Annotated in this window: 19 protein-coding genes; 6 read left to right on the forward strand and 13 right to left on the reverse strand. The window is 64.1% G+C overall.

The window, feature by feature from the left end:
• Both GIY56_RS18960 and GIY56_RS16490 read left to right on the forward strand, forming a co-directional pair.
• The coding region (locus GIY56_RS18960) for a biotin/lipoyl-containing protein (RefSeq protein ID WP_196053674.1) at window positions 1–133 on the forward strand (133 nt) is incomplete at its 5' end.
• Between the two features lie 62 nt (window positions 134–195).
• Window positions 196–1,062 (forward strand): MurR/RpiR family transcriptional regulator, encoded by an 867-nt coding sequence (locus GIY56_RS16490; protein WP_154765964.1) that lies wholly within the window; start codon window positions 196–198, stop codon window positions 1,060–1,062.
• A 190-nt stretch (window positions 1,063–1,252) separates the two neighbouring features.
• Here GIY56_RS16490 and GIY56_RS16495 read toward each other — a convergent pair whose 3' ends face one another.
• The 4 genes from GIY56_RS16495 to GIY56_RS16510 all read right to left on the reverse strand — a co-directional run bounded on the left by GIY56_RS16495 (window position 1,253) and on the right by GIY56_RS16510 (window position 6,435).
• Window positions 1,253–2,266, reverse strand: coding sequence for an ABC transporter permease (locus tag GIY56_RS16495; protein ID WP_196053676.1), 1,014 nt, complete (start codon window positions 2,264–2,266; stop codon window positions 1,253–1,255).
• A gap of 40 nt (window positions 2,267–2,306) precedes the next feature.
• Window positions 2,307–3,842, reverse strand: coding sequence for a sugar ABC transporter ATP-binding protein (locus GIY56_RS16500; RefSeq protein ID WP_154765966.1), 1,536 nt, complete (start codon window positions 3,840–3,842; stop codon window positions 2,307–2,309).
• A gap of 82 nt (window positions 3,843–3,924) precedes the next feature.
• Complete coding sequence (locus GIY56_RS16505) at window positions 3,925–4,854, reverse strand: substrate-binding domain-containing protein (protein ID WP_154765967.1); 930 nt, start codon at window positions 4,852–4,854, stop codon at window positions 3,925–3,927.
• A gap of 384 nt (window positions 4,855–5,238) precedes the next feature.
• Complete coding sequence (locus GIY56_RS16510; protein WP_154765968.1) at window positions 5,239–6,435, reverse strand: Gfo/Idh/MocA family protein; 1,197 nt, start codon at window positions 6,433–6,435, stop codon at window positions 5,239–5,241.
• 123 nt (window positions 6,436–6,558) lie between these two features.
• Here GIY56_RS16510 and GIY56_RS16515 point away from each other — a divergent pair, with 123 nt between their 5' ends.
• The 3 genes from GIY56_RS16515 to GIY56_RS16525 are packed head-to-tail and all read left to right on the forward strand — an operon-like array spanning window position 6,559 to window position 10,038.
• The gene (locus tag GIY56_RS16515; protein WP_154765969.1) at window positions 6,559–8,097 is read left to right on the forward strand and encodes a sugar ABC transporter ATP-binding protein; all 1,539 of its coding nucleotides are present in this window, start codon (window positions 6,559–6,561) and stop codon (window positions 8,095–8,097) included.
• Window positions 8,094–9,053 carry an ABC transporter permease gene (locus GIY56_RS16520; protein WP_154765970.1) on the forward strand — a complete coding sequence of 320 codons (960 nt, stop codon included), beginning with the start codon at window positions 8,094–8,096 and terminating at the stop codon, window positions 9,051–9,053. The genes GIY56_RS16515 and GIY56_RS16520 overlap by 4 nt, the downstream gene beginning before the upstream one ends.
• A 19-nt stretch (window positions 9,054–9,072) precedes the next feature.
• Window positions 9,073–10,038, forward strand: a complete 966-nt coding sequence (locus GIY56_RS16525) for a substrate-binding domain-containing protein (protein WP_154765971.1) — start codon at window positions 9,073–9,075, stop codon at window positions 10,036–10,038.
• Window positions 10,039–10,227: 189 nt separating this feature from the next.
• On the opposite strand, the gene GIY56_RS16530 is transcribed toward GIY56_RS16525, so the two are convergent.
• From GIY56_RS16530 to GIY56_RS18640, 7 genes are all read right to left on the reverse strand, one after another.
• A complete protein-coding gene (locus GIY56_RS16530) occupies window positions 10,228–11,508 on the reverse strand; it encodes a pyrroline-5-carboxylate reductase (protein WP_154765972.1) in 1,281 nt (426 codons plus the stop codon).
• Window positions 11,509–11,719: 211 nt separating this feature from the next.
• Window positions 11,720–12,022: a response regulator gene (locus GIY56_RS16535; RefSeq protein ID WP_196053675.1), complete on the reverse strand. Its 303-nt coding sequence runs from the start codon at window positions 12,020–12,022 to the stop codon at window positions 11,720–11,722.
• A 279-nt stretch (window positions 12,023–12,301) separates the two neighbouring features.
• Complete coding sequence (gene arsH, locus GIY56_RS16540) at window positions 12,302–13,009, reverse strand: arsenical resistance protein ArsH (protein ID WP_154765974.1); 708 nt, start codon at window positions 13,007–13,009, stop codon at window positions 12,302–12,304.
• On the reverse strand, window positions 13,006–14,082 hold the full coding sequence (arsB, locus tag GIY56_RS16545) for an ACR3 family arsenite efflux transporter (protein ID WP_154765975.1): 1,077 nt from the start codon (window positions 14,080–14,082) through the stop codon (window positions 13,006–13,008). The genes arsH and arsB overlap by 4 nt, the downstream gene beginning before the upstream one ends.
• A 15-nt stretch (window positions 14,083–14,097) precedes the next feature.
• Window positions 14,098–14,523 carry an arsenate reductase (glutaredoxin) gene (arsC, locus tag GIY56_RS16550; RefSeq protein ID WP_154765976.1) on the reverse strand — a complete coding sequence of 142 codons (426 nt, stop codon included), beginning with the start codon at window positions 14,521–14,523 and terminating at the stop codon, window positions 14,098–14,100.
• 2 nt (window positions 14,524–14,525) lie between these two features.
• Window positions 14,526–14,885 (reverse strand): ArsR/SmtB family transcription factor, encoded by a 360-nt coding sequence (locus tag GIY56_RS16555; protein WP_154765977.1) that lies wholly within the window; start codon window positions 14,883–14,885, stop codon window positions 14,526–14,528.
• 130 nt (window positions 14,886–15,015) lie between these two features.
• The gene (locus GIY56_RS18640; RefSeq protein ID WP_328288581.1) at window positions 15,016–15,204 is read right to left on the reverse strand and encodes a helix-turn-helix domain-containing protein; all 189 of its coding nucleotides are present in this window, start codon (window positions 15,202–15,204) and stop codon (window positions 15,016–15,018) included.
• Window positions 15,205–15,212: 8 nt separating this feature from the next.
• Here GIY56_RS18640 and GIY56_RS16565 point away from each other — a divergent pair, with 8 nt between their 5' ends.
• On the forward strand, window positions 15,213–15,497 hold the full coding sequence (locus GIY56_RS16565) for a hypothetical protein (protein WP_154765978.1): 285 nt from the start codon (window positions 15,213–15,215) through the stop codon (window positions 15,495–15,497).
• A gap of 190 nt (window positions 15,498–15,687) precedes the next feature.
• Here the strand turns inward: GIY56_RS16565 and GIY56_RS16570 are convergent, their stop codons facing one another.
• Complete coding sequence (locus GIY56_RS16570; protein ID WP_154765979.1) at window positions 15,688–17,247, reverse strand: nitrite reductase; 1,560 nt, start codon at window positions 17,245–17,247, stop codon at window positions 15,688–15,690.
• Window positions 17,222–18,445 carry a heme d1 biosynthesis radical SAM protein NirJ gene (nirJ, locus tag GIY56_RS16575; protein ID WP_154765980.1) on the reverse strand — a complete coding sequence of 408 codons (1,224 nt, stop codon included), beginning with the start codon at window positions 18,443–18,445 and terminating at the stop codon, window positions 17,222–17,224. The genes GIY56_RS16570 and nirJ overlap by 26 nt, the downstream gene beginning before the upstream one ends.
• Between the last annotated feature and the right edge of the window lie 2 nt (window positions 18,446–18,447).

The raw sequence follows: 18,447 nt of genomic DNA on the forward strand, positions 1-18,447 counted from the left end.
CCTGCTGCTGACCATCGAGGCAATGAAGATGGAAACCGGCCTGCACGCCGACCGCGACGGGGTGGTGAAAGCCGTCCACGTCCGCCCCGGCGAGCAGATCGACGCCAAGGATCTGCTGGTCGAGATGGAGTGAAACGAAAGCACTTGGCTCATTGCAATATTTGTTGCAGCATCCAGGGCAAAGGAACTGACGCGATGAATGCATCCCCCAAGGACTATGAGGAGTTGATCCGGGTCATTCACGACCGTCATGACCAGATGAGCAAGACTTATCAGCGTATTGCGGTCTACTTGACACAGAACCCCAACGAGGTCGCGGTTCATTCTGTGAATGCCATTGCAGAACGCTGTGGCATCCATGCCTCTAGCTTCGTTCGATTTGCGCAATCCTTGGGCTACAAGGGGTTCAAGGAGTTGCAAACGCTTTTCCAGAAGCGCCTCGCAACCGCCGCTCCTGGCTTCGAAGCTCGGGTAAAAGCCTTGGAAACGGAGTTGAAAGGAGCCGGCGATCCTACTGAGATCGGCTTTCTGCGAGACTTAGTGGTGCGGGATATCGCTTCTCTCCAGCAGCTCCTGAATGAGGTGGATCCCGCCGATCTGGCCTTGGCCGCGGATCTTCTGGATCGCGCCGAGATCATCTATCTCATCGGGCAACTGCGCTCGTCGCCCGTCGTCGAACTTCTGCGTTATGTGCTGACCATGGTGGGCAAGCGTTGCGTGCTGCTGGATCCGGGTGGTGGCCTGGCAACACACATGAGCCGCACGATCCGCAAGAAGGACGTGTTGCTTGCGGTCTCGTTCCGGTTCTACGCGAATGAGGTTGTCAGCGTCGTTGAAGAGGTTGGACAGAAGGGCGTCGATATCATCGCCATCTCCGACAGCACCCTGTCGCCCTTGGCACGCTGGGCGCGCGTGCTGTTCCCGGTGCCCGAACATGATTACACGTTTTCGCGTTCCTTGGCGGCACCGATGTGCTTGGCACAGGCTCTTGTTGTCGCTGTAGCCGCACGCGTTCAGCAGAATGCCGAGGATCCCCGCATTCCGACGGTAACGGGAACCTAGCTTATTCCCGGGTAGCTTGTTCAGCATGACGCGTGCCATCAATGGCACGCCAAGTCCGCCCTTTCACGGTTCCACCAGAAAAACGGCCAAAGCTGTCACCGCGCGTTCAGCAGGCGATGCGCAAACCGCCGGGAACATGGCGCGGCCCATGAAAAAGCCCGGAGCAACTCCGGGCCAGTCGGGAAAGATATCAGGCCTTCTTGCTTCGGGCCTTCTGGCGGAAGGTATCCGCCACCACGGCAGCGACGATGATGATGCCCTTGACGATTTCTTGATAGAAGGCGTCCACCCGCAGGAAGGTAAAGCCGGACATCATCAAGCCCAGGATCAGCGTTCCGATCACCGTGCCGAAAATCCGGCCGCGGCCGCCCGACAGAGAGGTGCCGCCGATCACCGCGGCAGCGATCGCGTCCAGTTCATACATCATCCCCATGCCGGCCTGCGCCGTTGCCGCGCGGGAGGCGGTGACGATGCCAGCCAGGCCTGCCAGCAGGCCGGCGATGGCGTAGACCTTGACCAGATGGCGCTGCACGTTGATGCCCGAGACACGGGCCGCCTGCGGGTTGGCGCCGATGGCATAGGTGAACTTGCCATAGCGGGTATAGCGCAGGGCAAAGTGGAAGATCACCGCAACCGCCAGGAAGATGAAGACCGGCGCGGCGCCCGAGCCGATGGCGGCAAAGCTGTCTGTCGGAAAGCTGATCGGCTGTCCCTTGGTATACCATTTGGCGATGCCGCGTGCCGTCACCATCATGCCCAGCGTCGCGATGAACGGTGGAATGCCTGTCCAGGCGATCAATGCCCCGTTGATCATTCCGGCAAGCAGCCCGATCCCCAGACCTACGGCTAGGGGAACGATCACCGGAAGATCGGTCAATGCCGGATACATGGCGCGGGCGAACTCGCTCGACTGGGCCACGCTCATGGTGATCATCGCCGTCATGGCGACAACCGAACCGGACGACAGGTCGATGCCCCCGGTAATGATGACCTGCGTCACGCCAACGGCGATGATCCCCACGACCGATACCTGAAGGATCATGATCGTCAGGCGGCGACTGTTCATCAGGAAGCTTTGCCCCTGGAACAGCCAACCCAGGATCTCGAAGACGAGGGCCACGGCTACCAGGACCAACAGGATGTTCAGTTCCTGCGGCAGGCTGCGCCGCGATCGCTTGACGGGTTCGATCTGCACATTTTCCATCATATTTCTCCTCCTCGGCGAAAGTGACGCCGCGCGGGCCTCAGCGGGCCGCCAGTTCCATGATTTTCACCTGATTGGCTTCGGACCGGTCCAGGATGCCGGTCATGTGCCCCTCGTGCATGACCATGATCCGGTCGGACATGCCCAGAACCTCGGGCAACTCGGAGGAGATCATGATGACGGCGACGCCCTGCTGCGCAAGGCGCGAGATCAGGCGATGGATTTCCGCCTTGGCACCCACGTCGATGCCGCGTGTCGGCTCGTCCAGGATCAGGATGCGCGGCTTGGTCAGAAGCCAGCGGGCGATCAGAACCTTTTGCTGGTTGCCGCCGGACAGGTTTTCGATCCGCTCGTCAAGGTTGGGGGTCTTGATGCGCAGGGCGTCCTGCATTTCTTTGCACAGGACGGTGAGACCACGCTCATCGACGCAGCCCATCTTCACGTGACCGTCCTGCAGGGCGGCGATCTGCATGTTCTCGAGAACGGTCAGCGGCAGAAAGCAGCCGGTATCCTTCCGGTCCTCGGTCAAGAGCGCCATGCCCTCGCGCATTGCATCCTTGGGGGAACCGATCGAGACGTCCCGGCCCGCGATCCGGATCGTGCCTTCGGTGGCGGGCGTGACCCCGAAAAGCGCCTCGGCCACGTTCGAGCGACCCGACCCGACCAGGCCCGCCAGGCCCAGGATCTCGCCCTTGCGCAGATCGAAGGTGATGCCGTGGAAGGTTCCCGGCAGGGACAGGTTCTCGACCGACAGGATCACGTCGCCGATCTCGGCTTCTTCCTTGGGGAACATGTCGGTGATCTCGCGCCCGACCATCATGCGGATGATGTCGTCGCGGGTCACGTCGGCGCTGGCATGGGTGCCGACATACTTGCCGTCGCGAAACACCGAGAACTCGTCCGCGATCTCGAATAGCTCGTTCATCTTGTGGGTGATATAGACGATCGCCACCCCTCGGGCCTTCAGGTCGCGGATGATGGCGAACAGATGCTCGACTTCCGTTTCGGTGATCGCGCTGGTCGGTTCGTCCATGATCAGCACATCGGATTCATGACTGACCGCCTTGGCGATCTCGACCATCTGCCGCTGCGCCACGGTCAGCGAACTGACCTCGGCCGTGGGGTCGATCCGGATGCTGAGCTGGTCGAAAAGCGCCTGCGTCATGGCGGTCATCTTGCGGTGGTCGATCAGCCCAAGCGCATTCGTCGGCTCGCGGCGGATCCAGATGTTCTCGGCGACGGTCATCCAGTCCATCAGCGCCAGTTCCTGGTGGATCATGGCGATGCCGCGCTCCAGCGCGTCCAGCGGGCTGGTCAGGGTGACCTCCTCGCCCTGAAACCGGATGGTGCCGCGGTCCGGCTTGTAGATGCCGGCGATGATCTTCATGAGCGTGGACTTCCCCGCGCCATTTTCACCCATCAGCGCGTGGACGGAGCCGGGGCGCAGCCGGAACTGCACGTTGTCGAGCGCCACGACGCCGGGAAATTCCTTCCGGATACCCTCGATTTCAAGAATGTAAGGCAGGCTTTTCTGCTTGTAGCGTTGGACTGCCTCCAGCGTGTTCGTCGAAACCATCTTTCCCCCCGAAAGAGTGCCAGGGGTCGCAGCCCCCGAATGGACGTTCAGGCGCCCGACCGAAGCCGGGCGCCTGTCCGGATCAATTCTGCTGCTTGTATTCGGCCACGTTCTCGGACGTGACGAGTTCGAAGGGAACGGGCACGCGCTGCTCGAACGCCTCGTCGCGCGCGATCTTCAGAACCGTGTCCAGCGCGCCTTCGCCCTGGCCTTTGGCGGACTGATAAACGGTGACGTCCAGATCCCCGGCCTCCAGCGCGGCAAGCGCATCCTGGGTCGCATCGACGCCGCCCACGATGACGTCGTCCATCGCGATCCCCGAGGCTTTCAACGCCTGGACCGCGCCCAGGGCCATCTCGTCGTTGTTCGCGAAGACGGCAGCCGGCTGCATTCCCGAGGTCAGCCAGTTGGTCATCAGATCCAGTGCCGGAGTCCGCATCCAGTTCGCCGACTGCGAATCCAGGACGTTGATGCCCGAACAGGCGTCGGACTTCAGCACGCGCTCGACCGCCGCGGTGCGCCCGCGCTGACCCGTGGTGCCAAGCTGGCCCATCAGGATGACCGCGTCGCCCTTGCCGCCCATCCGCTTGCACATCTCGGTTGCTTGCAGTTCGCCTGCCTGTTCCTCGTCGGAACCGACCCACGCCTGCTTGGCAGGAAACTCTTCCATGTTGGCGGGCAGCATGTTGACGAAGACCAGCGGAACATCCGCCTGCTCGGCGATGCGCGACATGGCCTGGCCCGAGTCCGCATCGACCAGCATGACGATGATGCCGTCCACGCCCGAGGCCACGAAGTTTTCGATCTGGGACTGCTGACGCGCGATATCGCCCTGCGCGTCTTCCATCTGGACCTCGACCCCCAGTTCGCCGGCATGCCGATCGATGTTCTGGCGCAGCACGGTCAGGTAGTTGTCGTCAAACAGCGACATTGCAACGCCAATGGTCTCGGCTTGTGCGGTTCCCGCCATCAGCGCGCAGAATGCCGTGGCCGCCATCATTTTCTTCATCATTCGGTCTTTCCTCCTCCTGTTACGACCGCCCGATCTCACGTCGGCCGGCAACCCAATTCACGATGCCGCAAGGCAACACCAAGCTCCCGGCGGAACGGCTGTTCCGCTGACGATTTCCGACCTGATGACGACCTCCCGTCATGCGTGCAGGCGATCTTGACAAAGGTGCCCTGTCTTATCCGCGCGTCGCCTCAAAGCAGAGGGATTCCCTTGCTTCACTCCGAGCCTTAGCCGCTCGGCAACATATTTGCAATAAAAATTGCGGCTGCAACAATCAGCAATTATTGCTTCCGTTGCATGTGGCTGTTCCCCTGCCCATGCCTGGCGCAGGGTAGCCTGTTCAGGTCCGACATCATCCGGACAGCAAGGAACGGTGATTTGCCGTCACGCATCGAAGATGCAGCGGACCCAGGTGCCCCCTTCGGCGTCCGAGCGGATTGCCGCCTGGATGAAGGCCACGCCCGCCGCGCCTTCCTCGAGGCTTGGAAAGGCCAGCAGCCCTTCGGGCAGATCACGACCGTCGCGGCGCGCCTCGATGGCGATGGCAAACTCCTCGTAAAGATTGGCCCAGGCGTCCGAAAGCGCCTCGGGATGACCGCGCGGCATGTGAACGAAGCGCGTGGCATCGGACAGCATGCCGGCACCGTGCCCGCGTGAAATGCGGATATGCGGAGCGTTGAAGGGCCGATGGTGCAGGTATTCGGGATTCTCCTGATCCCAGTCCAGCGTGCCCTCGGTTCCCGAGACGCGCAGGCGCAGGCCGCAACTTGCCCCTGCCATCGCTTGCGAGATCAGAAGCGTGCCCGGCACGCCGCCGTCAAAGCGGCACGTCATGAAGGCGGTATCCTCCAGCGGCTGATCCGCGCCCAGCCGATGGAAGTCGGCGCGGAGTTCGGTCATCCGCAGGCCCGACACGAATTCGGCCAAGTGATGGGCATGAGTGCCGATGTCCGCCGTTGTTGCCGCACCGCCGACCTTTGCGGGATCCTGCCGCCAGGGCGTGCCCGACCAGGCCGCATCGGCGGGCAGCAACGCCATTTCCTGAAAATACTCCACATGGATCTGGGTGATCCTGCCCAGGACGCCTTCCCGCACCATCTGGCGCGCCTGCCGGACCATGGCATGGGCGGCAAAGGAATAGGTCACGCCGAAGATCAATCCGGTCTGGCGCTGCTTTTCGATCAGCGCCCGTGCTTCATCCAGCGCGTTGACCAAAGGCTTGTCGCAGATCACGTCGATGCCGGCATCCATGAAGGCCATGGCGACCGGGAAATGCAGATGGTTCGGCACGGTGATCGCCACCGCGTCGATCCCGTCGGGCCGGGCCGCTTCCGCTCGGGCCATCTCGTGCCAGTCGATATAGCTGCGCGCGGGATCAAGCCCCCAGGCCTGCCCGGATGCGCGTGCCACGTCCGGACGTGAAGACAACGCGCCGGCTACGATCTGCCAGCGGTCCGACAACCGCGCTCCTCGCGCATGGACCTGTCCGATGAAGGAACCTGCACCGCCGCCCACCACGCCAAGGCGCAGCTTCCTGCCTGCGGCGGGAAAGGCCGCCCCGCGTTTGAATGTCTCGGTCATGTCGAACTCTCCTCTTGCCGAATCCCGGTCGTCCGGGTGATGGAAGCCTCGTTCCTTCAGCAATGCAATAACTATTGCAGTTAATACAAGAATGCTGTTTTTGTTGCAGCGGAGGATTTTACCATGCAGCAGAATCAGCAGCCGGGGGTGCTTCGACTGGATGGTGTGGCGCATGCCTATGGCCCGAACCGAGTCCTGAACGGCATCGACCTGTCGGTCGGGACAGGCGAGGTTCTGGCCCTGGTGGGGGAAAACGGCGCCGGAAAATCGACGCTGATGAAGATCGTCGCGGGCTACCTTGCCCCCGGTCAGGGCGCCGCGACATGGGAAGGCCGGCCGATCCCGTCCGACCCTCAGGGCGCCGAGGCGGCGGGGATCGTGCTCGTGCATCAGGAATTCGCCCTGATCCCGGATTTGAGCGTCGCCGAGAACATCCTGCTGGGGCACGAGCCGACCGGCCGCCTGGGACTGATCGACTATGCCGCCATGCGGGAAACCGCCCGAAACGCCTTGCGGCTCCTCAAATCCGACATCGACCCGCGGGCCGGCCTGGCGGGCCTGCCGGTTTCCAGTTGGCAGGTCGTCGAACTGGCCAAGGCCTTTGCGGCACGGCCCCGGCTTTTGCTGATGGACGAGCCGACTGCGGTGCTGGGGGCCAAGGAAGCCGACGCGCTGTTTGCCTGCATCCGCGACTTCGTTGCCGGTGGAGGCTCGGTCATCTTCACCTCGCACCGCCTGGACGAGGTGCTTGCCATTTCCGATCGCGTTGCCGTGCTGCGCGACGGAGAGATCACGCTGGATCGTCCGACTGACGCGTTGAACGAACATGACATCGCCTCGGCCATGATCGGGCGCGAGATGTCGGACTTGTTTCCGCCCCTTTCGCCCTTGCCCACGGCCGCCCCGATCCTGTCGGTCGAAGGCCTGTCGGTGGCGCGCAACTTCGGCTCGCCGGTCCAGGACGTCGGCTTCGACCTGGCACCGGGTGAAATCCTGGGGATCGCCGGGCTTGTTGGCGCCGGGCGCACCGAACTGGTGGAAGGGCTTGTCGGCCTGCGGCCCGCCACGGCCCGGCGCTTCGCGCTGAAGGGCGTCGAACGCCCCTTGCCGGATGCCGTCGAGGCCTGGCAGCTGGGCCTTGCCTATCTAACCGAGGACCGCAAGGCACGGGGCCTGCTGCTTGGGGAAAACCTTCAGGTGAACACCGCCCTGACCGTCGGCGCCCTCACGGGAGGCACGGTGCTCGATCCCGGTGCCGAAGCGAGGCTCTATGAACAGGCGCAGGGGCGCTATTCGATCCGCGCCGCATCGCCCAGGATCGCCGTCGGCAGACTTTCGGGCGGCAACCAGCAAAAGGTGCTGATCGCCAAGACCCTGGCGTCAGAGCCGGAGATCGTCATCCTCGACGAGCCGACGCGCGGCGTCGATATCGGCGCCAAGGGCCAGATCTACCAGGTCATCGCGGACCTTGCCGCGCAGGGCAAGGCGGTGATCGTCATTTCGTCCGAGATGTCCGAGTTGATCGGCCTGGCGCACCGGATCCTGGTCTTGGACCGGGGCCGGGTGGCCGGGATCATCGCCCCGCCCGAAGGCGAGCGGCCCACCGAACGCGATATCCTAGATCTGGCCCTTGGCCTCGGGACACAAGGAACCCCCCTATGATCAAGACCACGCTTGGCCGGGCCGGGCCGCTTCTGGGCCTTGTCCTGCTGTTCCTGGCAGGCAGCCTTCTGAGCCCGACCTTTCTGTCCTCGGAAAACCTGCTCAATGTGCTGACCCGGTCAGCGGTCATCGGCATCATCGCCATCGGGGCGACCTTCGTCATCACCGGCAAGGGACTGGACCTGTCCGTCGGCGCGATGGCTGCCCTGGTCGCGGGCCTGTCAGTCCTGGCCATGAACGCCATGCTGCCGACGCTGGGTCCCTTCCTCTCGCTGGTTGCGGGACTGCTTCTGGCCCTGCTGTTCGGGGGCGCGGCGGGATTCGTGAACGGCGGCCTGGTGGTCTGGGGCAAGATCGACGCCTTCATCGTCACGCTGGGCACGATGGGGATCATGCGGTCGCTGATCACCTGGATGTCGGACGGCGGCTCGATCTCGCTGGATTTCGCGCTGCGCGACGTGGGGCGGCCGCTTTACTACGGCACCGTGCTGGGCGTTCCCGTGCCGGTCCTGATCTTCGCGGTCCTTGCAATCGGGGGCGAGATCGTCATGACGCGCCTGCGCTTTGGCCGCCATGTCACCGCCATCGGCTCGAATGCGCAGGTGGCGCGGCATTCCGCCATCCGCGTCGACCGGGTGCGGCTGGCGACCTATGTGCTGCAAGGCCTTTGCGTCGGGCTGGCCACGCTGATCTATATCCCCCGCCTGGGCGCCGTGACCCCCTCGACCGGATTGCTGTGGGAGCTTGAAGCCATTGCCGCCGTCATCATCGGCGGCACCGCGCTGTCGGGCGGCTATGGCCGGGTCTGGGGCACCGTGGTGGGCGTGCTGATCCTCGGCCTTGTCGCCAACATCCTGAACCTGACCAGCCTGGTCAGCCCGCATCTGAACGGCGCCTTCCAGGGGGTGATCATCGTCATCGCCGTCCTGCTGCAACGCCGCAGGTCCATTGATTAACCCAACGGAGGAGAAGACCATGAAACTGTCACGCCGCAATCTGCTTGCCACGGGCGCCGCCGGGCTGGCGCTGCCCGCCGCCGCCGTGCTGCCCGCCGCCGCCCAGGAAAAGACCGCCCGGATCGGCGTCGCGATTCCCGCCGCCACCCACGGCTGGACCGGCGGCCTGAACTTCCACACCGAGCGCACGATCCAGTCGATGCAGGCCGCCTTTCCACAGCTCGAATTCATCCTGACCACCTCGGGCGACGTGCAGGGCCAAGTCAACAACGTCGAGGATCTGGTCGCCCAGCAGATCGACGCGCTGATTATCCTGCCGATGGAAAGCGACCCGCTGACCGAACCGGTCAAGGCCGCCAAGGACCGCGGCATCTTCATCACCGCCGTTGACCGGGGCCTTGCCCAGGAAGGGATCGAGGATCTGTATGTCGGCGGCAACAACCCGCAATACGGCGTCGTCGCGGGGGAATACTTCCGCTCCAAGCTGCCCAATGGCGGCAAGATCGTCGTCATGCGCGGCATCCCGACCGCCATCGACAACATCCGCATCGAGGCGTTCCAGAAGGTGCTGGACGGGTCGGGCGTCGAGATCCTGGACATGCAATATGCCAACTGGAACCCCGATAAGGCGTTCGAGGTGATGCAGGACTATCTGACCCGCTTCCCGCAGATCGACGGGGTCTGGGCGGGCGACGACGACGCGGCCCTGGGCGCCCGTGCCGCCATCGAACAGGCCGAGCGGCAGGAGGGCATGGTGCTTCTGGGCGGATCGGGCATGAACCGGGTCATCAAGATGATCATGGACGGCGACACGCTGATCGACGCCGACATCTTCTATCCGCCGACGCTGATCCAGCCCGCCATCGAGGTGACGGCGATGCGATACGCCACGCAGTCGCCGATCCGGGGCCGCTATGTTCTGGACAGCCCGCTGATCAAGAAAGAGAACGCGGCCGAGTTCTATTTCCCGGACAGCCCGTATTGACCCAAGCCTGAAATCGGGGCGCCGCCCTGCGGCGCCCCTTTTCCGCAAACGGTCCATCCCGCTTGGCAGGCCGCCCGTGCCCCGTGGTTTCCCATGCACGCGCCACGCACCGGCCTTTCCGCCGCGCAGGATCCCTGATCGTGCCGACGGCGGTGAACCCGGCGCGGAACGTCGGCATCAGGCATTCCCTTACCGCCGCTGCTCGAACAGCCAGTCGCGGATCGCGGGGATGGCATAGGCATGAACCCAGGTGTTGACATGTCCCGCGCCGTCGTTTCCGGCGCCACCCTCGGGCAGGACGCTGCCTGCGACGAAGGGGGTGAAGAAGACATGGGCTTCGGGGCTGCGCGCGCGGATCGCGGCCACCGCCTGTTCCATGGCCTCGGGGGCGGCTTTCGCATCAAGGATCCCGCGGGCGACGGTCCCGCCTTCCGCCGCGATGGCATCCATGATCGCGCCCATGCCTGGAAAGGCCTTGGCGTCATCCTCGGACACGACGGCCCAGAAGTTCGTTCCCGCCAACCGCGCGGCCGTTCCGGCGTCCCATTGCCCCGCCACGCAGAACGTCGCGGCAAACAGGTCGGGATGGGCCAGATTCAATGCGATGCTGCTCATGCAGCCGCCCGACTGGCCGGTGACGTAAAGCCGGTCCCGGTCGATCGGATGGTCGGCGGCCAGCTGCTCCAGCAGCCGGGGCAGCATCTCGACATAGACCGAGGTCTGGCCCGCGTCATTGGCCAGTGCGACCGGGAATTGCGGCGCCAGCACGAAGGCCGGATGGCGCGCCTGGTCGGCGGGGCTGGCGAATGCCACCGCGCCCAGTCCTTGTTGCAGCACACGGCGCGGGTTCGGGCCCGTGACGCCCGCATCGTGCAGAAACGTCACCAGGGGCAGCGGGCCGGGGCCTTCGGGGATGTAGAGATTGTAATCGAGGATCAGCCCAGTTTCGGGATCGGTGAAGCGAAAGGGCTGGAAGTCGTCCACGACAAGGTTGCGGACGCGGGTATTGAGGACAGCCCTTTCCGTCGGAGCCACCGTGCCGCCCCGCGCCAATGCCAGCGGCGCGACCTGTTCGACGGCGATCTCGGCCGCCTTGTCCGTATCGGGGCCGAAGACGGTGGCGGCCTCGTCCGCAGGATCCAGGGCAAGATGAACGAACCGTCCTTCCTCCTCGGGCGCGCCGGTATCCGGTCCGGCCGCAACCCTGGCGGAAAGGATGGTTCGGTCGTTCACCTCGAAGGCACTGGCCGCGACCGGCGACACCGCCAAGGATTCGGCGTATTCCACGACGGCCCCCGAAACCTTCTGGCCACGACCGAAGACTTCGGTGACGGCGGTCACGCTGGCGATGGTCTTGGTCTGGAAGACGGTGCGGTTGACGACTGGGCCGCCACGCGTGGGCTGTGCAAAAATCTCAACACTTGGACACGACAAGAGCAGCGACAGCATCAAGGTCTTCGGGAGGGTCAACTGGCGGCCTCCTCCAAGCCGTCGAGCGGTCAAAAAAGCATATAGCCGAAACTCATACCGGCGGGCGCTGCCCAATACTTCAAAATACAGGTGAGTGAAGCGTTTCATCAGCTCGGTTGTGCAAGGCAAGTGCCCGATGCGCAGCAAGTCCCTCAGGCTTGTCAAGAAAATTCTGCAAGAGCCACGAAATTTTCTGACGGCGTTTGCCGTATCAATCTACGGAATTTCGGTCCCAGCGGTGTTGCGCCAGAAGTGACGATGATCCCGATATCGGCCAGCCCCTTGCGCATCGAAACGCCAGGTCGCAGCCCGTCATCCTGCCGGGCGGCATCTGCTCATCCGTAAAGAGGAGCTTCAGGAAATGGCCGCGGGAAGCGAGTATTTCCATGGCGTCCTCGAAGCCTGCGGCCGTGAGCACGCGAAACCCCGCCCCTTTCAGGATGGCCTGTGCATCCATCCGGATCAGGGGACTGTCATCCACGACGAGCGCGTAGCGGGCAAAGCGATCCAGCATGTCTGGTCGTCTTTCATTTCTCTCCCAGGAAAGCCCGTCCGACCCTCGCCGGTTCCGGGGCTCAGATGACCCGGTCATGCCAGTGCCCCTACCCTTGGCATGTCGGGTACCCCTTGATGGAAGGCCCCGCGCGATGCGGGGCCTTTCCTGTTAGGACCTGCACCTCTTCTGTCGACGTTCAGCAAAGCCAAGAGATCGACGCGAAGAGCCCTCAGTTGCCGTTCGTCCACTCCGCAGCGTAGCTCCAACTTTTCAGCCGCAGCAGCAGACACGCGACCATTAGGTTGCAGCCTTCAGCTTCACCCGTGCTTCAAGCTTTGCCGCCGTTTCCTTCCGTTCGCTGTATCGGTCGGTAAGAAAGTCTGAGAGGTCGCGGGTCAGCAACGTGAACTTCACCAGCTCTTCCATCACATCGACGATGCGGTCGTAGTAGGGCGACGGGCGCATCCGGCCAGCCTCGTCGAACTCGTCATAGGCCTTGGCGACCGAGGACTGGTTCGGGATCGTCACCATCCGCATCCAGCGGCCGAGAACGCGCATCTGGTTCACGGCGTTGAAGCTCTGGGAGCCGCCCGAAACCTGCATCAGGGCCAAGGTGCGGCCTTGGGTCGGCCGGATCGCCCCCATCGAGAGCGGGATCCGGTCGATCTGGGACTTCATCACGCCGGTCATGGCGCCGTGCCGCTCGGGGCTGGTCCAGACCTGGCCTTCGGACCACAGGCACAACTCGCGCAGTTCCTGCACCTTCGGGTGCGAGGCCTCGGCATCGTCGGGCAGCGGCAGGCCGCCCGCATGGAAGACGCGCGTCTCGCAGCCGAAGTGACGCAGCAGCCGTTCGGCCTCCAGCGTGGCAAAGCGGCTGTAGGAGCGTTCCCGCAGCGAGCCATAGAGCAGCAGGATGCGCGGCGGATGGGTTGCGCGCGGAACCGGGGGAAGGTCCGGCTGGCGGATGGCCTCGGGCGACAGGTTCGGCAGGTCGGGGATCATGCGCGGGCCTCCTTCAGCATGGCATCGTTGGGAAACCAGCGGCCGCCAAGCCGCAGGGCGACGTTGACCAGCAGGATCAGCACCGGCACCTCGACCAGCGGACCGATCACGGCCGCGAACGCGACCGGGGAAGCCAGGCCGTAGGCCGCGATGGCGACGGCAATCGCCAGTTCGAAATTGTTGCCGGCGGCGGTGAATGCGATAGCCGTGGTGCGCGGGTAGTCCCTGGCGATCAGCCGGCCCATGGCGAAGCTCACCAGGAACTGGATGGCGAAATACAGCACCAGCGGAACAGCGATCCGAAGCGCATCCAGCGGCAGGCGCACCACGTCGCCGCCCTTCAGGCTGAACATCGCGACAATGGTGAACAGCAGCGCCCCCAGCGTGATCGGGCTGATCCTGGGCAGGAACACGTCCTGATACCAGGTGGCCCCCTTGCGCGCGATCAGGACGCGCCGGGTCAGGAAGCCTGCAACGAAGGGCAGGCCCAGGTAGATCAGCACGGCCTCGGTGACGGTCCAGAAGCTCACGTCGATCACGCTGCCTTCCAGGCCGAAGAGCGGCGGCAGCACGGTCAGGAACAGCCAGGCATAGGTCGAGAAGAACAGGATCTGGAAGATCGAGTTGAAGGCCACCAGCCCCGCGACATACTGGTTGTCGCCGCGCGCCAGCTGGTTCCAGACCAGCACCATGGCGATGCAGCGTGCGAGGCCGATCAGGATCAGACCGGTCATGTATTCAGGGCTGTCGCGCAGGAAGGTCACGGCGAGGGCGAACATCAGGACCGGGCCGATAAACCAGTTCTGCACCAGCGACAGAACCAGGACGCGCTTGTCGGCGAAGACCTGGTGCAACTCCTCGTAGCGCACCTTGGCCAAGGGCGGATACATCATCAGGATCAGCCCGATGGCAATCGGGATGTTGGTCGAGCCGACCGACATCCCATGAAGGGCGTCCGGCAGGCCCGTGAACATCGTCCCGAGCGCGATGCCAAGCGCCATGGCCGCAAAGATCCAGAGCGTCAGGTATCGGTCGAGAAAGGAAAGCCGGGTGGCCGGGCGATGGGCGGTCATGGCAATGTCCCTTGGTCAGGCGGAACGGGTGCGGTTGCCCTGGGCATCCACGACCTGTTCGCCGTCTTCCTTGCTGAAGGCGGATTTCTGGGGCGGAAGCAGATCCAGAACCTGTTCCGAAGGACGGCAGAGCCGCACGCCTTTCGGGCTGACCACGATGGGCCGGTTGATCAGGACCGGATGGGCCATCATCGCATCGAGCAGCGCTTCATCGGGCAGGGACGGGTCGCCCAGGCCAAGCTCGCCGTAGGGCGTGCCCTTCTCGCGCAGCAGGTCGCGGGGCGTGATCCCCATTCGGGCGATCAGCTGTTCCAGCATGGCGCGTGAGGGAGGCGTCTTCAGATACTCGATCACATGCGGCTCGATCTCGGCATTGCGGATCATCGCCAGCGTGTTGCGCGAGGTGCCGCAGTCCGGGTTGTGGTAGAGGACGACATCCATGGTCAGGCGCTTTCGGTCACGTTGCAGTCGCAGGCACAGCTCAACGCCGCAACAGCGGGTGCGCAGATCTCGGGGTGGCCCTGGCAGCAATCCTTCAAGAGGAAGCCCACAAGCCCGGCCAAAGCGGAATAGACGGCACTGTAGATGATGAAGCGGCCGTTGCGACGGGACCGGACCAGTCCGGCATGTTCGAGATGGGTCAGGTGAAAGGACAGCCGAGAAGTCGTCGCGCCGCCGAGAGCTTCGCCGATCGCGCCAGCGGCCATCCCTTCAGGACCAGCCTGCACCAGCAGGCACACCACGCGCAGCCGCGTCTCCTGAGACAGGGCTGCAAACGCAGCCAGAGCTTGAGGTTCATCCATCGAATCAACTCCTCAACCAATGATGATATATTGACTCGATCGTCGTGAAACCTCAAGGGGCTTCAGAAAAGGGCGTCAATGCAGCGATGCCGCGCATGGCAGCTAGGTCCCGGGTCGCAGTCGGCCCGCTTTATTGGATTTCCGTGTCCGCTTCGGCACGTCCAGCCTCCAGCGCCCTATAAACTGTCATGCGGGACACGCCGAAATCGCGCGCGATCCGTGCCTTGGATACGCCATCCGAGGCCAGCTTGCGGATCCTTGCATCGTTCACCTGCTTTTCGCGTCCCTTGTAGACGCCCTTGCTCTTCGCTGCCTCGATACCGGCGTGTGACCGGCACCGTTTTGTGGCGCTGTTTTGGTGCTTTTAGTTGGCCCGATGAAGAGTGTGGACATGGCAGCCTCGATGACGTCTTCGCTGATGGTGGTCCTCTCGTTGATGGCGAGAATGCGCTCGATCTGGTTGAAAAGACGCTGCAGCAGGCGAAAATTACCGCCGGTGATGCGCACGACGGAGGCAATAGCGCGATTATCGGTGAAATCGTCGGCGTCGAGCGCGAGGCCAAGTTTCTTCCAATGCCGCCGGAGCACGAAGGTCAGCTCCTCTCCTCGTAAAGGACTGTACTCGTGGGCAAGCCGACGCGGCTGTAAAGCTGGGCATAGCGTGCGAGGCTCTTCTCGATGCCGGGCATACCGGTGAAAGGTCATTCCGCGAAGGAGTGATGACGGCCGCCGGAAAACGCTGGTGGGTGCCTCGATGGCCGATACGCCGCTTTGCTCGGCCCTTCGGCAGCCCCATGCCCCTTCAATGGCTGGTGCCGTCGGAAAAGGTGATCTTGTTCCAGACGTTGTATTTCCCCGAAGGCTTGCGCATCGGCAGGCGCTTGACCTCCTCCAGCGTCCTAGCGTCGTAGATGATCAGGGCCCCGTCGTCCTCCCAGATGGACACAAGGGCGTATTTTCCGTCGCGCGTGAACTCGGTGTGGGCGGCGGTCTGGCCAGGGGCGGGGATCAATGTTCGGACGATTTCCAGCGTCTGCTTGTCGATGATGTGGATCTCGTCCTTGCGCTCGCTCATGAAGACATCGGCCCAGACATAGGGGGATGTCTCGTGGCTGCGCAGGAAGAAGCCGGGGCCGTGGGTGGGGATCTGCCTGACCAGCGTCCAGTCGGTCATGTCGATCACCGACAGCACGCCCTCGTTCAGGTGGGGCGTGGCCATGACCTTGTGACCGTTGCGGTCCCAGGTGATGCCCGATCCCAGATGCGGCATCCCGGGCAGCGGCAGTTCGGCCACCTTGCCGCCGCTGGTCAGGTTGATGACGACGCCCTTTGTCCCCTCGCGGTTGGTGCCGATCAGGTTCCTGTAGCCGGGATCGAAGAAGAAATCGTCCAGCGGTTCCCCGGTCGGGATGCGGCGGCGGGCGAACAGGCCCTGTTGCGCGCCGAAGGCCTCGGTCGCGCCCTTTTCATAGCTGTGGACATAGCCGTCGTGGAAGGGACCGGCATCGGGGTCGGTCGCGATTTCCCAGATCTCGGGGGCGTCCTTCAGGGCCAGGATGAAGCTGCGGCGGTCGGGCGCCTGATAGACGGCGCTGACACGACTGGGGGTGCCGTCGCGGGCCGTCACGTCGATGACCTTGACCGGCTCCAGCGTGTCGGTGGACAGGATCGTCAGCGTCTGCGGCAGGTAGTTGGCGACGGCCAGCCACTTGCCGTCATGGCTCATCGCGATGTTGCGGCTGTTGAGGCCCGCGCGGACGCGGCCCACCTCGGCCAGGGACCAGATGTCGTATTTCTGCACCCAGCCGTCGCGCGACATGATGAAGACGAAGCGTCCGTCGGGCGAGAACTTCGGGCCGCCATGGACCGCATAGGGCGTTGGGAAGCGGTCCAGAACCTCCAGCCGGTCGCCGTCCAGGACACTGACATGGTGATCACCGGTTTCCACGACCAGCGTGATGTTCATGGGATCGGCCTCGAAGACCGGGGCTGCGGCGGGGGTGTAGTCCCTGGCCATCTCTCGGCTGGCCTTGATGTCGGCGGTGGTCCAGGTCGGGGTTTCCGCCAGGGGTGCCTTGAGGAAGGCCACCAGGTCGCCGATCTGCTGCGCCGACAACTGGTCCTGGAACCCCGGCATCTGCGTCAGCGACCGGCCATGGGCGATGACTTGGTCGATGCCTCTGACCCGGCCCAACGTGTCGGGGATCAGCGCGGGCCCGGTGCCGCCTAGCCGGTCCCCGCCATGGCAGGCGGCGCAATGCGTGGCGTAGTCCTGCACTGGGTCGGCCAAGGCGCAGGCGGGGACCAGCAGCAGGGCGGCCAGCAGAAGGCCCTCTCTAGAAGAAACGATGCGCTGGATCATGGCTTTTCCCCCGGAACGGCGTGACGGCAAGGCGATCGGAGCCGTCATCGACCCCGATGGCGGCGTTGGACAGGTAACAGGCGGGATCCTCGGACCAGGGATCGCCGGTCAGTTGCAGCGCGCGGATGCGGGTGTTGCCGCCGCACACGTCCTTGAACGCGCAGGCGCCGCAGCGGCCCTTCAGCGGGCGCGGGCGCGTGCGCAGCGTGGCCAGCATCGGATCGTCGCCCGTCCACCACTGACTGAACGGCTTTTCCTTGACCGAACCCACCGTGTAGTCCGACCAGTAGGTGTCGGGATGCACCCTGCCCTGCGGGTCGATGTTGGCGACGCCAAGGCCGCTGGAATTGCCGCCCCAAGCCACCAGATGGTCGCGCAGTTGCGCCACGGCCTGCGCATCGAAATTGCGTTCCGCCCAGCGGATGAACCACACCGCGTCGGCGTCGTTGTTGCCGGTCACGATCTCCAGCGGGCGGCCCTTCGACAGGGTGTTCCAGCCGCGTTCGATCAGCAGGTCCATGGCCTGGCGGGTATGGGCATGCTCCTGATCCTCGGCCCGGTGCTTGTCACCCCGGCCCGCATAGACGAGGTGCGACAGATAGAACTTGTCCACGCCCTCGGCTTCGCACAGATCCAGCATGGCCGGCAGGTGATGGGCATTGTCGCGGGTGATGGTATAACGCAGGCCCACCTTGACGCCGCGCGCCTTGCAGGCCCGGACGCCCGCCAGGGCATTGTCGAAGGCGCCCTCGATCCCCCGGAACCAGTCGTTCGTGGCGCCAATGCCGTCCAGGCTGATGCCCACATAGTCGAAGCCAAGCGCGGCCACCCGGTCGGCCACGCCCGGATCGCCCAGCTTCGTGCCGTTGGTGGACAGCGACAGGTGGCGGAAATCAAGCTGCCGGGCGCGTTCGGCCAGTTCCCAGAAATCGAAGCGCGACAGCGGCTCGCCCCCCGACAGGATCAGCGCGGGGATGCGGAACGCGGACAGGTCGTCTAGAACGCCCATGGCCTGGTCATGCGTCAGTTCGCCGGGGAACACATGGTCCGACGACACGGTATAGCAATGGCGGCACTTGAGGTTGCAGGTGCGCGTCAGGTTCCAGATCACCACCGGCTTGACGCTGCCCGGTGTGCCGCGACGGACGACCGGGGTGGGTTGCAGCAACTGGTGCATGTATTGGGTCAGGCGGAACATCG

This window comes from Paracoccus lichenicola (assembly GCF_009708075.1).
GTDB lineage: Bacteria > Pseudomonadota > Alphaproteobacteria > Rhodobacterales > Rhodobacteraceae > Paracoccus > Paracoccus lichenicola.

Coding starts and splice junctions, on each gene's coding strand:
- nirJ (WP_154765980.1), bottom strand. CDS start 18,445: ATGTTCCGCCTGACCCAATACATGCACCAGTTGCTGCAACCCACCCCG.
- arsC (WP_154765976.1), bottom strand. CDS start 14,523: ATGGATGTCGTCCTCTACCACAACCCGGACTGCGGCACCTCGCGCAAC.
- GIY56_RS16515 (WP_154765969.1), top strand. CDS start 6,559: ATGCAGCAGAATCAGCAGCCGGGGGTGCTTCGACTGGATGGTGTGGCG.
- GIY56_RS16510 (WP_154765968.1), bottom strand. CDS start 6,435: ATGACCGAGACATTCAAACGCGGGGCGGCCTTTCCCGCCGCAGGCAGG.
- arsB (WP_154765975.1), bottom strand. CDS start 14,082: ATGACCGCCCATCGCCCGGCCACCCGGCTTTCCTTTCTCGACCGATAC.
- GIY56_RS16500 (WP_154765966.1), bottom strand. CDS start 3,842: ATGGTTTCGACGAACACGCTGGAGGCAGTCCAACGCTACAAGCAGAAA.
- GIY56_RS16570 (WP_154765979.1), bottom strand. CDS start 17,247: ATGATCCAGCGCATCGTTTCTTCTAGAGAGGGCCTTCTGCTGGCCGCC.
- GIY56_RS16555 (WP_154765977.1), bottom strand. CDS start 14,885: ATGGATGAACCTCAAGCTCTGGCTGCGTTTGCAGCCCTGTCTCAGGAG.
- GIY56_RS16495 (WP_196053676.1), bottom strand. CDS start 2,266: ATGGAAAATGTGCAGATCGAACCCGTCAAGCGATCGCGGCGCAGCCTG.
- GIY56_RS16525 (WP_154765971.1), top strand. CDS start 9,073: ATGAAACTGTCACGCCGCAATCTGCTTGCCACGGGCGCCGCCGGGCTG.
- GIY56_RS16535 (WP_196053675.1), bottom strand. CDS start 12,022: ATGCTGGATCGCTTTGCCCGCTACGCGCTCGTCGTGGATGACAGTCCC.
- arsH (WP_154765974.1), bottom strand. CDS start 13,009: ATGATCCCCGACCTGCCGAACCTGTCGCCCGAGGCCATCCGCCAGCCG.
- GIY56_RS16505 (WP_154765967.1), bottom strand. CDS start 4,854: ATGATGAAGAAAATGATGGCGGCCACGGCATTCTGCGCGCTGATGGCG.
- GIY56_RS16490 (WP_154765964.1), top strand. CDS start 196: ATGAATGCATCCCCCAAGGACTATGAGGAGTTGATCCGGGTCATTCAC.
- GIY56_RS16520 (WP_154765970.1), top strand. CDS start 8,094: ATGATCAAGACCACGCTTGGCCGGGCCGGGCCGCTTCTGGGCCTTGTC.